Origin of the sequence: Planotetraspora sp. GP83, assembly GCF_041262585.1 — a bacterium.
Lineage (GTDB): Bacteria > Actinomycetota > Actinomycetes > Streptosporangiales > Streptosporangiaceae > JAOEGB01.
Window position 1 is genome coordinate 117,165 of sequence record NZ_JBGCBZ010000007.1, and the last position, 12,518, is coordinate 129,682.

General features: G+C 71.6%; 11 protein-coding genes. 4 read left to right on the forward strand and 7 right to left on the reverse strand.

Translation table 11 applies throughout. The features are described 5' to 3' along the window. Positions 1–187: 187 nt before the first annotated feature. Positions 188–1,444 (forward strand): cytochrome P450, encoded by a 1,257-nt coding sequence (locus tag ABH927_RS12440; RefSeq protein ID WP_370021008.1) that lies wholly within the window; start codon positions 188–190, stop codon positions 1,442–1,444. On the opposite strand, the gene ABH927_RS12445 is transcribed toward ABH927_RS12440, so the two are convergent. Next, complete coding sequence (locus ABH927_RS12445) at positions 1,426–3,774, reverse strand: lantibiotic dehydratase (protein WP_370021010.1); 2,349 nt, start codon at positions 3,772–3,774, stop codon at positions 1,426–1,428. The two genes, ABH927_RS12440 and ABH927_RS12445, sit on opposite strands and share 19 nt — an antisense overlap. 90 nt (positions 3,775–3,864) lie before the next feature. On the opposite strand from ABH927_RS12445, the gene ABH927_RS12450 reads away from it, so the two are divergent. Beyond that, on the forward strand, positions 3,865–4,740 hold the full coding sequence (locus tag ABH927_RS12450) for an acyl-CoA thioesterase (RefSeq protein WP_370021012.1): 876 nt from the start codon (positions 3,865–3,867) through the stop codon (positions 4,738–4,740). On the opposite strand, the gene ABH927_RS12455 is transcribed toward ABH927_RS12450, so the two are convergent. Genes ABH927_RS12455 through ABH927_RS12475 form a run of 5 tightly spaced genes read right to left on the reverse strand, consistent with a single transcriptional unit; the run spans position 4,730 to position 9,167 of the window. Continuing rightward, positions 4,730–5,497, reverse strand: a complete 768-nt coding sequence (locus ABH927_RS12455) for an ABC transporter permease (RefSeq protein ID WP_370021014.1) — start codon at positions 5,495–5,497, stop codon at positions 4,730–4,732. The genes ABH927_RS12450 and ABH927_RS12455 overlap by 11 nt on opposite strands. After that, on the reverse strand, positions 5,494–6,264 hold the full coding sequence (locus ABH927_RS12460) for an ABC transporter permease (protein WP_370021016.1): 771 nt from the start codon (positions 6,262–6,264) through the stop codon (positions 5,494–5,496). Before ABH927_RS12460 ends, ABH927_RS12455 begins: the two co-directional genes overlap by 4 nt. After that, complete coding sequence (locus ABH927_RS12465; protein ID WP_370021018.1) at positions 6,261–7,199, reverse strand: ATP-binding cassette domain-containing protein; 939 nt, start codon at positions 7,197–7,199, stop codon at positions 6,261–6,263. Before ABH927_RS12465 ends, ABH927_RS12460 begins: the two co-directional genes overlap by 4 nt. Before the next feature lie 40 nt (positions 7,200–7,239). Continuing rightward, a complete protein-coding gene (locus tag ABH927_RS12470; RefSeq protein WP_370021019.1) occupies positions 7,240–8,757 on the reverse strand; it encodes a GMC family oxidoreductase in 1,518 nt (505 codons plus the stop codon). A 2-nt stretch (positions 8,758–8,759) separates the two neighbouring features. Continuing rightward, positions 8,760–9,167 carry a VOC family protein gene (locus tag ABH927_RS12475; protein ID WP_370021020.1) on the reverse strand — a complete coding sequence of 136 codons (408 nt, stop codon included), beginning with the start codon at positions 9,165–9,167 and terminating at the stop codon, positions 8,760–8,762. A 79-nt stretch (positions 9,168–9,246) separates the two neighbouring features. Here ABH927_RS12475 and ABH927_RS12480 point away from each other — a divergent pair, with 79 nt between their 5' ends. Next, positions 9,247–10,263, forward strand: coding sequence for a phosphate acyltransferase (locus ABH927_RS12480; protein WP_370021021.1), 1,017 nt, complete (start codon positions 9,247–9,249; stop codon positions 10,261–10,263). On the opposite strand, the gene ABH927_RS12485 is transcribed toward ABH927_RS12480, so the two are convergent. Further along, the gene (locus ABH927_RS12485) at positions 10,197–11,456 is read right to left on the reverse strand and encodes a condensation domain-containing protein (RefSeq protein ID WP_370021023.1); all 1,260 of its coding nucleotides are present in this window, start codon (positions 11,454–11,456) and stop codon (positions 10,197–10,199) included. The genes ABH927_RS12480 and ABH927_RS12485 overlap by 67 nt on opposite strands. A gap of 154 nt (positions 11,457–11,610) precedes the next feature. Here ABH927_RS12485 and ABH927_RS12490 point away from each other — a divergent pair, with 154 nt between their 5' ends. After that, positions 11,611–12,510 (forward strand): ferritin-like domain-containing protein, encoded by a 900-nt coding sequence (locus ABH927_RS12490; RefSeq protein WP_370021025.1) that lies wholly within the window; start codon positions 11,611–11,613, stop codon positions 12,508–12,510. The last annotated feature ends 8 nt before the right edge of the window (positions 12,511–12,518 follow it).

Below are 12,518 nucleotides of genomic sequence, written 5' to 3' on the forward strand. Positions count from 1 at the left end.
CGGTCTCCACGGCAGACCACCTGTCCGGCAACTGGTACGTGACCTGCACCGACTTCGACTGACCTCGCCAATGGCGACCGAGGGCCACAGGCCTGCCGGTTCCGCTGAGTCGCCGGGGGGTATTGCTTCTTGGTTCACGTATCTATGATGTGAAGGGCGACAGAACACAAGATACAGCGGAGGCGTCATGTCCGTACCGACGGGTGCCGAAACGCTCCTGATGGAGCTCATGATGAAGACCCCGGAGACGGTGCGGGACCCGTACCCGCACTATCACGCGCTTCGGGCGGCCGATCCGCACTATCGGCTGGAGATCCCCGGGCAGGGGTCGGGCTGGGTGCTGACCACGTACGACGACTGCCGGTTGTCGATGAAGAGCCCGGCGTTCGACAAGTCGGGCGTACGGCCGAAGCTGGGCAAGGAGCGCGGAGACGAGCGGATCAGGACCCTGCTGTTCCTCGACGGGCCGGAGCACACGCGGCTGCGGGGGCTGATCAGCAGCGCCTTCACCCCGCGCCGGGTGGAGAAGCTGCGGCCCAAGCTGGAAGCCCAGGTGGCCAAGCTCATCGACCCCATGCGCGAGAGCGTCCCGGCCGGTGGCGGTGAGGTCGACCTGGTCAAGGCGTTCGCGCATCCGCTGCCGATCGCGGTCATCGGCGAGCTGGTCGGGGTGCCGGAGGAGGAATGGGCGCGGCTGCGCGAGCTGACCAAGCGGGCCAGCACGGCCGTCGACACGGTCTACATCCACGACCTCGACATGCTGCGCGAGGCGGACGCGGCCATGACCGAGATGGAGGAGTACTTCACCGAGCTGCTCGAACAGCGGCGCAAGGACCCGGAGGACGACCTGATCTCGGGCCTTTCGACGGTCGAGATCGACGGCGACCGGCTCAGCGTCGAGGAGCTCGTCTCGGTGGTCGTGCTGCTGTTCAGCGCCGGATTCCACACGATGACCGACCTGATCAGCCTCGGCACGTCGGCGCTGTGCCAGAATCCCGAGGAGATGGCCCGGCTGCGGGCCGACCGGTCGCTGCTGGCTCCGGCGGTTGAGGAGTTCCTGCGGTACGACTCGCCGATCCAGATCACCGGCCGTAGCGTCATTCAGGACACCACGCTCACCGACGGCACCGCGATCTCGGCGGGGGAGCAGATCGTCGTGGTGATCGGCGCGGCCAACCGCGACCCGGTCAAGTTCAAGGACCCCGACAGGCTCGACCTGACCCGCTACGCGGGCGCGCAGCCCGCCGAGCCGCCGTTGTCGTTCGCGTGGGGCGCCCACCATTGCCTCGGCGTGCAACTGGCCCGGCTGGAGGGGACGCTGGCGTTCGGCGCGCTGCTCGACACGTTCGCCGACATCCAGCTCGCCTCGCAGGACTTCGACTACAAGGCGAGCGGGATGTTCCGGGGGTTCAGCACGCTGCCGCTTCAGGTCGTGCCGAGCTGATCGACGAACTGCAGTCGTAGCTCACTGGTGTACAGCTCGCCCTCGGCGTCGGCCAGCCAGGTCTCGCCGGGGGCGGGCGACATCTCGCTGAAGGTGACGGTGGCCCCCGGCGTCTCGGCGGCGGACCGCACCAGCTGCGCCAGGTTGGCCACCTGCACCTCGCTGCCGAAGTCCGCGAACACCGGCTTCGGCTCGGTGCTGATGGCCGCGAACAGGATCCTCGGCAGGCCGGTACGGCGCAGCCAGCGGTGCGCGGCCACGAACAGCTCCTGGTCGCTCGCCCCGCGCGTCCACTCCAGATCCGCGACCGGGAACGAGCGCGACGCGCGGAACAGCACGAGGCCGTCGATGGTGACCCGGGGCGTCCGCTCGTGCCCACGGACCACCAGCTTGAGCAGGTCGACGATCTCGTTGACCGTCCACATGCCGCAGATCTCGGCCACGTCGAACCAGTGCTCCGAGCCGGGCACGCCCGCTTCGAGCCGGCCGTCGGCGGCTCGCCGTACGCGCAGGCCGCACAGTGGCAGCAGCCGGTCGGTGTCGGGCGCGGGGTACTGCGACACGCAGAGCCACCAGTCGTCGGGTCCCTGCCCGGCGTATGCTCTCGCGACCACCTTGGGGAAGTCCTTGACCGGGCTGAGCATCACCCGCCCGCGCGGGATGATCGTGTCGAACATGCGCCGCCGCTCGACCGGGTCGGGATGCGACCACGACATCGCGCCGCACTCGATCGGGCTGTAGGTCGAGTGCGCCTCGCCGAGGATCGCGTAGAACTCGCCGCGCGCGAACGCCTCCGGGTCGGTCGCGGCCACATGGAGGTCGACGCTGTGGATCCGGCCCCAGGTCCAGCTCGGCGCGGACGCGGGGAACGCCGCGCGGACCAGCGGCCCGAGCGCCTCGCTGGTGTGTGCGATCTCGGGGGCGTCGGTGTCCATGCCGAGCAGGTCACGCCAGCGTCGGGTGAACTCGGCCATCAGCCGGTCCAGCGGCCGGTCGCCGGGGATGAACACCTGGTCGGCGACCGAGAAGACCAGCTCGTTGAAGCCGACGTCCGCGCCTTCCGCGCCTTCCGTGGTTCCCGAAGCGGTCGTCAAGGCGTCGAAGGCGTCCGACAAGGTGGCGCGCAGGGCACGCGCGGCCTCTTCGGCGAACCAGCGGAACCCGGTCAGCAGCAGTCCCAGCGGCTCGGTCACCGCTTCCAGCACCTGCGGGCCGAACGACACCTCGACGTCGCGGGTCGCCTCCAGGTACAGCAGCCGCCGCCCGCCGTACGCCTGGCCGGGGCGGCGGCTGGGGTCGACGCCGGTCAGCTCGGTGAAAACGGTCTCCAACTCCTGCATCCGGGTCACCAGCGCGGCCGGCTCGCGGCACTCGGCGACCGCGCCCACCGCGGCCTCTATCCGGTCGAGCCTGCCGAGCGCCGCCGCGCGGACCCGCGGGTCGCCGATCCGGCCGAGCCGCTCACGCAGGTCCACCTCGGCGCGCTGACGCAGCGAGCATTCCAGGTCCCAGAAGGCGAGCTGCCTGCTCACCAGTCCCTCGATGGCGGCGAAGACCTCTTCCTCCTCGTACGGCAGGGCGGCGGCCACCTCGCGAGCGCTCCGCGTGTGGTCGAGGAGCGCGAAGACCGTCGCCTCGAGCGGCTCCAGCGTGACCGGGCCGCCCAGGGTGAGCAGCGTGACGCCGTCGCCGGCGAGGTGGCAGGCGTGGTGCGGGCGGGGCGCGACCCACGGCCGGATCTCCGGGTCACGGCCCATGACCTGGGCGAGCGTGTCGACCGCCCACGGCTCGAGGAACACGCTGCGCGAGCCCGTCACGGCCGCGCCCGGTTTGATCCGCAGCGGTTCGCCCTCGTCTCGCAGGGCGAACCAGACACTCGGGCCGAAGAAGCCGATGGTCTCGTTCTTGGCGCAGTAGCGCGTCCAGTACTTCGCCAGCAGCCGCTGCCGCTTGCGCAGGCGCTGGTTGCGAGGGGTGTCGCGGCCCGTCTCACCCAACGGCACGATCATGGACTCGACGACGTCCGGGTTCTGCCAGGCGATGGCCTCCAGGACGTCGGCGCGGCGGGCGACCGCGGCCAGCCGCTCGTTCTGGCGCTCTCCGGCGGCCTGGGCCGCCTCGGTCAGCCGGGCCCGGGCCGCTCCGGTGTCGCGACCCTGTTCCTCCGCGTCGAGCAGTTCGCCGACGGCAGTGACATATGCGTCATCGGACAGGCGCAGCAACTGCCCGATCGGGAATCCGGCGCTGCGCAGGACCCCCTGGGACCATAACCCGAAGTTTTGAGGGAGGGAGATCAGCTTGCCGGAGGATGCTCCAGTATCACCGTACATGCCGTCAATCTAGGTAGCCGTTCCGTCGTTGTCTAGATTGTTCTATCTTTGACTAGATAACAGATACAAGATCAATTGGAGGGCGCGGCGATGGCGGACCTTGGGCTGGACACGGACGTCGAGCAGCTCGATGACCTGCGCTTCCGTGCGGTGCTTTCGGAGGACTGGAACGTTTGGGGGCCCATCGGGGGCTACCTCGCCTCGGTCGCGCTCCGCGCGGCGGGCCGAGCCTCGGGGATGGCCCGGCCGGCGAGCATCAGCTGCGACTTCCTCAACGTCGCGCGGTTCGAGGAGGTCGGCATCGAGGTGACCCGGCTGCGGTCCAGCCGGCGGACCGAGGCCCTGCGCGTCAGCATGACGCAGCGCGACCGGGCCGTGCTGGACGCGACGGTGTGGGCCGCCGCGGGCGATCTGGCCGGGCCGGACGAGCGCCTGGCCGCGGCGCCCGACGTGCCCGAGCCCGAGCGGGTGCCGACCATCGAGGAGCGGGCCGCCGAATGGGGGCAGATGTCGTTCCCGCAGCTCGCCAACTGCGAGACCCGGCCGGTTTCGTGGTTCGAGGGCATGCCCGGCGGCTTCGGCGAGGTGAACATGCGCGGCTGGATGCGGTTGCGCCCGCGACCGGTCTTCCCCGGCGACCTGTGGCTGGACGCCTGCCGCGCGCTGCTGCACATCGACACCTCCGCGTTCCCCGCGGTGCTGCTCGCCTGCCCGCCCGGGGTGCCGTTCTTCGTCGCCCCCACCATGCAACTGCAGGTGTCGTTCCACGACGCGGCACCCGAGGCCGAATGGCTGCTGGTCGAGGGCTACGGCATGTCCGTACGGCACGGTCTGGCGGCCGGCCGGGCGGCCGTGTGGTCGCCCGACGGGCGCCTGATCGCGACCGGGGCCCAGCAGATGCTGTGCCGGGTGGTGGAGACCGAGCAGTTCGGTGAGTCGGCCCCGCCCACCAACGCTAGGTCGTAGTCCGGGCGGTGAACCGCCGTACCGCGAGGAGGGCGCACAGCGCGCTCACGCCGAGCGTCCACGCCAGCGTCTGCAGCAGCGGGACGGCCACCGGGCCGCCGCTGGACAGACCGATCATCGCGTTGTCGGCGACCGACAGCGGATTGGCCCGGACGACCGGCCGCACCACCGACGGGAAGTTCTCCACCGGCACGAACCCCGACGACAGGAAGAACAGCAGCAGCGTCGGCCCGTTCAGCGCGTTCAACGGCCCGAGGTCGGTGCGGGCCGCCAGCGCCACGAGCACCGCCACCCACGACATCATCATGGCGAACAGCGCGAACACCCCGAAGTACGCCAGCGCCGCCGGCGTCCCCTGGGTGAACCTGAACCCGGCGGCGTACGCGACGGCGGTGGCCACCACGGCCGTCAGCAGCCCCGAGCAGACATCCCCCGCCACCCGGCCCACAAGCACGGAACCGAACCTGATCGGCAGGGTGCGGAACCGGTCGAGCATGCCGTCGTTCAGGTCGCGGTAGAACCCGACCGACGCCAGGCCCGCGCCCAGCGTGGCCGTGGAAAGAACGATCAGCGGCGCCAGGCGGCCGATGTACCCGAACGTCCCGGCCGAGTCGCCGATCAGTCCGCCGAGCAGCGCCAGCATCATGAACATCAGGATCAGCGGCATGACGAGCGCGCTCAGCACGCGCGCCGGGGAGCGCAGGAACCGGCGCAGGTTCCGGCCCGCCATCAGCGAGGCCTGCAGCGTGAAGGTCATGACATCCTCCGGAACGCCGTCATCGCCGACCAGAAGAACAGCAGGGTCAGCCCGGCGATCCAGGCCACGGCCTGCCACACCGGCGCGTACGAGGGACCGCCCGCCGCGAGGGCGCGCAGCCCGTCGGCGACGGCCGTGAACGGCGAGAGCCGCACGACCGGCTGCAGCCAGCCGGGAAAGCCCTGCACCGGTACGAACGCGGTCGAGAAGTTGATGAGCGGCAGGAAGGGCACGAACAGCATCGCGGTCACCGCGTCGACCCGCCGCATGGCGATCCCGAACGCGCCCGTTCCCGTGGCCAGGGCCACCCAGAACGCGAGCGCGAGCAGCAGGAACCCCAGCGCGCCCAGCGGCCCGCCCTCGAACCGGAACCCGGTCAGCAGCCCCGCCAGCACCACGACCAGCACCGAGATCGCGGCCGGAAGCAGGTCGGCGGCGAGCCGTCCCGCGAGGATCGCCCCCCGATGGATGGGCATCTGCCGGTAGCGGTCGAACAGCCCGCTGCGCTGGTCTCGCCACGCGAACTGGCCGGTCGCGATCGCGCCGAGCCCCATCGCCTGGACGACTATCCCCGGCGGGAAGAAGGCGCCGAAGTCGACGCCGCGGCTCTCGAGCAGGTTGTGCAACACCACGTAGAACGCGACGAAGAACAGCAGCGGGTTGACGACCGCCGCCACCAGCCCCTTCACGTTGAGCACCCGAAGGTTGCGCGCCGCCAGCACACCCGCGCCCCGCACCAGCCCCGCGGCCGGGGTCGCCGCCGTCATCGCGCGCCTCTGGCGTCGGCGGTCAGGGCGAAGAAGGCGTCGTCCAGGGTGGGGCGGCGCAGGGCGATGTCATCGGGCTCGATGCCGGCGGCGTCCAGGATGCGGACGGCCTCGGTGAGGGTCCAGGTGCCCTTGGCGGGGACGACGATCGCGTCGTCGGCGACGCCCGCGTCCGGCAGGCTCGGTCGCAGCGCCGCGAGCGCCTGGGCGCGGACCCCCTCGTCGGCGATCATGACGACACAGAACGAGCCGCCGACCTGGGCCTTCAACATGTCCGGGGTGCCTTCGGCGATGACCCGGCCGTGGTCGATGACGACCACCCGGTCGGCCAGGGCGTCGGCCTCGTCCAGTTGCTGCGTGGTGAGCAGCACGCTCACGCCGAGGTCGCGCTGCTCGCGGATCAGGGCGTGCAGCTCCTGGCGGCTGCGCGGGTCGAGGCCCGTCGTCGGCTCGTCGAGGAACAGCACGGGACGCCGCACGACCAGGCCGACCGCCAGGTCGAGGCGGCGGCGGGTGCCGCCGGAATAGGTGCCCGCCGGTTTGCCGGCGACCTCGCCCAGGTCGAACCGCTCGACCAGTTCGTCGGCGCGTTTCCTCGCCTGGGCCGCCGGCTCGCCGAGCAACCGGCCGAAGAAGACCAGGTTCTCCCGGCCGGTCAGCAGCTCGTCGACGGCCGCCGACTGCCCGACGACCGCGATCTGTCCCCGTACGGCCGGGGCCTCGGCGACGACGTCGTGCCCCATGACCGTGGCGCGGCCCCCGTCGGGGCGGATCAGGGTCGTGAGACATCCGATGGTGGTGGTCTTCCCGGCCCCGTTGGGGCCGAGGACGGCGACGACGTGGCCCGAGGCCACCTGGAACGAGACTCCCGCGACGGCGTCCACCTCGCCGTACCGCTTCCGCAGACTCTCGACGTTGACCGATATCCCTTCCATGGCAGGAACGATATGTGGGTTTGTGGCGCAAATACTAGAGTCAAATAGCAGATAGCATTATCCGGCTCGCATGCTCGCCGATCATCGCGCAGGCCAGCGCGGTGGGGGCGCGCAACGGCACGGGGACGACCGAAGCGTCGGCGACCCGCAGGCCGTCGACGCCGCGCACCCGCAGCCGCTCGTCCACCACCGCCTCGGCGTCGGTGTCCGGGCCCATCGCGCAGCCCCCCTGCAGCGACCAGCGGCTGGTCGTCGTGTGCGTGAGCAGCCCGTCGATCCGCTCGTCGTCGGCCATCGTCGCGTCGTCCACCAGGCCGAACCGGTCGACGTACGCGGTGAACTCGGCCCGGTTGGCCATCTCCCACGCGTGCCGCAGCGCCGCCCGCATCCGGGCCAGGTCGCCCTCGGCCGAGTAGAAGTTCAGCTCGACGAGCGGCTGGTCCTTCGGATCCGGGCCGCGCAGCGTGATCCGGCCGCGCGAGGCCGGCGCGAGGTCGCCGACGCTGACCATGCTCAGCAGGTCACTGCCGATCATCGCGGCCAGCGGCGGGATGTCGATCCCCGAGAAGAACACCAGATACAGTGACCCGTCCTCGTATCCGGGGATCCGGTCGCGCCCGGCGACCTGGTTGGTCTCCCACCAGTCCGCGCCCGCGCTCGCGGCCGGCACCACGGGGATCGCGGCTCCGGGCTGGTCGATGACGCGGCGCCCGACGCCCGGCGCGTCGAGCACCACGTCGATGCCGAGGGTCCTCAGCTCCCCGGCCGGGCCGATCCCGGACCGCAGCAGCAGCGCCGGGCTGTACGGCACGCCCGCGCACAGCACGACCTCGCGGCCCGCGATGAACTCGCCGTCCACCTCGACCCCGGTCGCCCGGCCGCCGGCGACGACGACCCGGCTCACCTCGCAGTCGCCGCGCACCGTCAGGTTGGGGCGCGACCTGGCGGCGTCGAGGAACGCGGTGGCCGACGAGACCCGCGACCTGCCCGCCCGGCTCTGCGGGTAGATTCCCACTCCGGCCGCGTCGGGGGCGTTCAGGTCGGGGAGGTCGGCATGTCCGCAGGCCCGTGCCGCCGCGAGCAGCGCCGCCGCGCCCGGCGCCAGCTCTGACGCGGTCCAGCGCGTGATCGGCAGCGGTCCCCCCGACCCGTGGTACGGCTCATGCCCGAACTCGGCGTCGGTCTCTATCGCCCGGAAGGACTCCAGCACCCGGTCCCAGCCCCACACGGGCAGGCCGAGCGCGGCCCACGCGGCGAAGTCGGACGCCGGAGGCCGGATCGCGCCGCGCGCGTTGGTCTGCGACGACCCGCCGACCACCCGGCCGCGCGCCACGATGCCGCGCCGCTCGCCGACGAGGGCGGCCTCCAGCCCCCAGTCGTAGCGCGGGTCGAGCACCTGGAACTCCTCGCGCAGGGCCGGCGGCAGGCTCGCCGCACCGGCGAAGTCGGGCCCGGCCTCCAGCAGCAACACGTGTCGTGCGGGGTCCTCGCTCAGCCGGGCCGCGAGCACCGCCCCGGCCGTGCCCGCCCCGACGACGATGACGTCGTAGCCGGTCACGGTCAGCCCATCGCCGGGTGATAGGTGCCGAAGCTCCACACGTTGAGCTCCGGGTCGCGGACGGCGTAGCCGGTGCCGCCGTAGGACTCGTCGCGGAGCTCGCGGACCACTTCGGCGCCCGCCGCGACGGCTCGCTCGTAGTGCGCGCCGATCTCGTCGGAGCCGAGGATGACATACACGCCGGCGGGGCCCATGTCCACCGACAGACGGTCGTCGTCGCCGTCGGAGTGCGGACCGAGCATGATCATTCCGGTGCCGTGGGTGAGCTGGGCGTGGCCGATCTGGCCGGAGTCGTCGCGGGCGACGAACACGGCGGCGAAACCGAGCGCGCCGGTCAGCCAGTCGATGGCCTTGTCGACGTCCCGGTAGCGAAGGGTCGGGATGATCGTGGGTGCAGGTGAGCCGCTCATGTGTCTCCTCCATCGTCGGAGCCAGCAGACATCAGATACGAGATAGCTTAGTGTTTGCCGGGTGAGAGGGTCGCGGACAATGCGGCGGAGAATCCGGCTCGCCGTGGACGCCGTGGGTGGCGACCTCGGCCCAGAGCCGGTCGTGGAGGGCGCGCTGCGCCTGGCCGACCGCTACGAGATCGTGCTGGTGGGGCCGCGTGACGAGCTCTCCCGGGCGGCGGGGGGCAGGTTCGCGATCCTGGACGCGCCCGAGCGAGTGGCGATGGACGACGACCCGATCGCCGTCACAAGGGCCAAACGGCGCTCGTCGCTGATGGTGGCCGCGGGCGCGGTCGCCGGTGGGTTCGCCGACGGAATGGTGACGACGGGCAACACGGGCGCGGCGGTGCTCGCCGCCGCTGTGCGGATGCGTCGCGCGCCCGGCGTGCTGAATCCGGCGCTGGCCACGCTGCTGCCCGCGCCGGGCGCGTCCCCGACCGTGCTGCTCGACGTGGGCGCGGCCACGGCGTGCCCGGCCAGCTGGCTGGTCCAGTTCGCCGAGCTGGGCGCCGCGTACGCGCGGCTGCGCCTGGGCGTGGACCGGCCCAGGATCGGACTGCTGTCCAACGGGGAGGAGACCGTGAAGGGCGGTCCCGTGCAGCGGTCGGCGGACGTGCTGATCGCCGCCCTGCCCGAGCGGGTCGGGCGATATGTTGGCCATGTCGAGGCGTACGAGCTGTTCACCGGGCGAGTGGACGTGGTCGTGTGCGAGGGACTCACCGGGGACATCACGCTCAAGACCTACGAGCGGACCCTGGACGCGACAGCCGAAGTGGCGCTGGCCGCCATCAGGACCACGCTCGGCGACGCGGCGAAACCGGTGACATCGGCTGTGTCGTCGGCGATCCGGGCCCAGCTGGCCGCCGAGCCGGGCGCCGTGCTGCTCGGCGTGCGGGGGGTGTGCGTGGTGGCGCACGGTGCGGCGAACGCGGCCGACGTGGCCGGGGCGATCCAGGTCGCGGCGAGCTGCGTGGAGCTGGACGTGGCGGGTCAGGTGCCGAGCTGGGCGACCGGCGCGCCGTCGTCGCGGGCCACGGCGGTCGCGGCCGAGACGTAGCCGGACAGCAGCCGGGCGGCCGTGTCGTCGTCGAGCCGGGGCGTGTAGAACAGGACGGCGCGCAGGCCGCGGCCGCGCGGCGCGATGGCCAGCTCCACGCCGAAGCGGCTGCCGATGCCGTCCGGCACGAGCAGCTCGAACTCCAGCCCCGCCGCGCTCGCCGTGAAGTCCAGCTCGGCCATCATCTGGAACACCACGTCGTCGACCCGCCCGCCGCCCGGGCTCGTCGCCGCCTCCAGGGGGAGGGTCTGGTACGGATGCTCCTGGTAGGCGAGGGCTCCCGCGACCGTCGCGTGCGTGGCGCGCACCAGATCGGGGAATCTCATGCTCTCGCCGAGCCGGGTCCGCAGCACCACCATGTTGGCCAGGAATCCCACAGTGCCACGGGACTCGGGCCGGGCGCGGTTGGCGAACAGCGAGGCGACCGGCAGGTCGTCCTGCCCGCACGCCTGCCGGAGGACGGCGTAGTAGAGGGCCAGCGCCACGGTGAACAGCGTGGTCCCGCAGTCGCGGGCGATCTCGCGCAGGCCGTCCACGACGTACGAGGGCAGATCGGCCGTGACCATGCCGGGCGTCGCGCCGGGCGGCGGCTCGCGATAGGGGAGCCGGGGGACCCGCAGCCCGGACAGGCGGTCCCGCCAGTAGTCGCGATGCCGGTCCAGACCGGGCCCGTCGCACAGGTCGCGCTGCCACTCGACGAAGTCGCGGTACTGCCACGAGGGCGCGGTCAGGTTCGCGGGCCGCCCGAGCGCCCTGGCGTAGCGAAGGCGCAGCTCGGCGAACAGGACCCCCGTGGACCACGCGTCGGTGACCAGGTGGTGCAGGTTCAGGCAGAGCGTGTGGTCGGCCGGCCCGGCGCGCCACAGGGTGGCCCGCGCGGGCCACGACGTGACGTCGATGGGTCGCGCGAGCTCGGCGTCGACCGCGGCGTCGTCACATGAGCCGACCACGGTCAGCGGGAGCGGGCGGGGCGGGTGGACGACCTGCCTCAGCGCCGGACCCCGGCCGGTGAACGTGGTGCGCAGCGACTCGTGGGTCTCGGTCAGGCCGTCCAGCGCGGCCTGGAGCGCCGCGATCTCCAGCGGGCCGCGCAGCCGGCACAGCAATGGGCAGTTCAACGCGCCGTGCCCGGGGCGGTAGTGGCCGATCATCGCGAGCAGCCGCTGGCCGATCGACGCCGGTACCTCGATCACCATGGTGACTGTAGCAAACAACATACAAGAAACAAGATGGAAAGTCTGGTGTCCGGCTCGCGGGTCTGGTTATCTGGGCTTCATGTCCGGCTTGTCGGTGACCACCCCGGTTCAGGCGTGGCTAACCTGGAAATACGAGTCAGAGTCCCCTACGGTGCTGTCGCTGTACGAGCGGGCCAAGCAGGCGCAGTGGAACGCGACGACCGATGTGGACTGGAGCATCGACGTGCCGTTCGGGTGCCCGCTGCCCGACGACTCGTCGTTCGCGATGGCCTCCTTCGCGTCGTCCCCGCTGGCGCGGCGCGGCCGGCCCATGTGGGACACCTTCCGCTGGGAACTCCAGTCATGGATGGTCAGCCAGTTCCTGCACGGCGAACAGGGCGCGCTCGTCGTCGCGGCCCGGCTGGTCGAGGTCGTGCCCGACCTGGACAGCAAGTACTACGCGGCCAGCCAGGCCGCCGACGAGGCCAGGCATGTGGAGGCGTTCTCCCGTTACCTGAACGAGAAGGTGCCGGAGCCGTACCCGATCACGCAGCCGCTGCGCGAGCTGCTGGAGGACCTGCTGTCCGACTCGCGCTGGGACATCACCGCGCTGGGCATGCAGATCATCGTCGAGGCGCTGGCCATGGCCGCGTTCCGGCTGGCGCACAGCACGTTCCACGACGATCTGATCTGCGACATCACCCGGCTCGTCGCCCGCGACGAGGCCAGGCACGTGACGTTCGGCGTCATGTCGCTGTCCGGGATCTACCGGGAGATGACCACGGCCGAGCTGGCCGACCGCGAGGACATGGTCCTGGAGGCCGCGGTGCTCATGCGGCGCCGGTTCCTGCTCGAGGACGTGTGGGAGCGCATCGAGGTCGACCGCGCCGAGGGCGTCGAGTTCGCCGCCCACGACGATCTGATGGTCAAGTACCGCCAGGCGGTCTTCTCCAAGGTGATTTCGGCGCTCAACAACATCGGGCTGCTCACCCCTCGCGTGCGGGACGGCCTGGAGAAGCTTGAACTCATCGGGTTCGCCGATCGGGCGCTGCGCCCCGGCTACCGCAGATAGGGCGGCAC

Excerpts from the sequence above, each read along its gene's own strand:
- ABH927_RS12450 (WP_370021012.1), top strand. The coding sequence starts at position 3,865 with ATGGCGGACCTTGGGCTGGACACGGACGTCGAGCAGCTCGATGACCTG.
- ABH927_RS12445 (WP_370021010.1), bottom strand. The coding sequence starts at position 3,774 with ATGTACGGTGATACTGGAGCATCCTCCGGCAAGCTGATCTCCCTCCCT.
- ABH927_RS12480 (WP_370021021.1), top strand. The coding sequence starts at position 9,247 with ATGCGGCGGAGAATCCGGCTCGCCGTGGACGCCGTGGGTGGCGACCTC.
- ABH927_RS12465 (WP_370021018.1), bottom strand. The coding sequence starts at position 7,199 with ATGGAAGGGATATCGGTCAACGTCGAGAGTCTGCGGAAGCGGTACGGC.
- ABH927_RS12455 (WP_370021014.1), bottom strand. The coding sequence starts at position 5,497 with ATGACCTTCACGCTGCAGGCCTCGCTGATGGCGGGCCGGAACCTGCGC.
- ABH927_RS12460 (WP_370021016.1), bottom strand. The coding sequence starts at position 6,264 with ATGACGGCGGCGACCCCGGCCGCGGGGCTGGTGCGGGGCGCGGGTGTG.
- ABH927_RS12475 (WP_370021020.1), bottom strand. The coding sequence starts at position 9,167 with ATGAGCGGCTCACCTGCACCCACGATCATCCCGACCCTTCGCTACCGG.
- ABH927_RS12440 (WP_370021008.1), top strand. The coding sequence starts at position 188 with ATGTCCGTACCGACGGGTGCCGAAACGCTCCTGATGGAGCTCATGATG.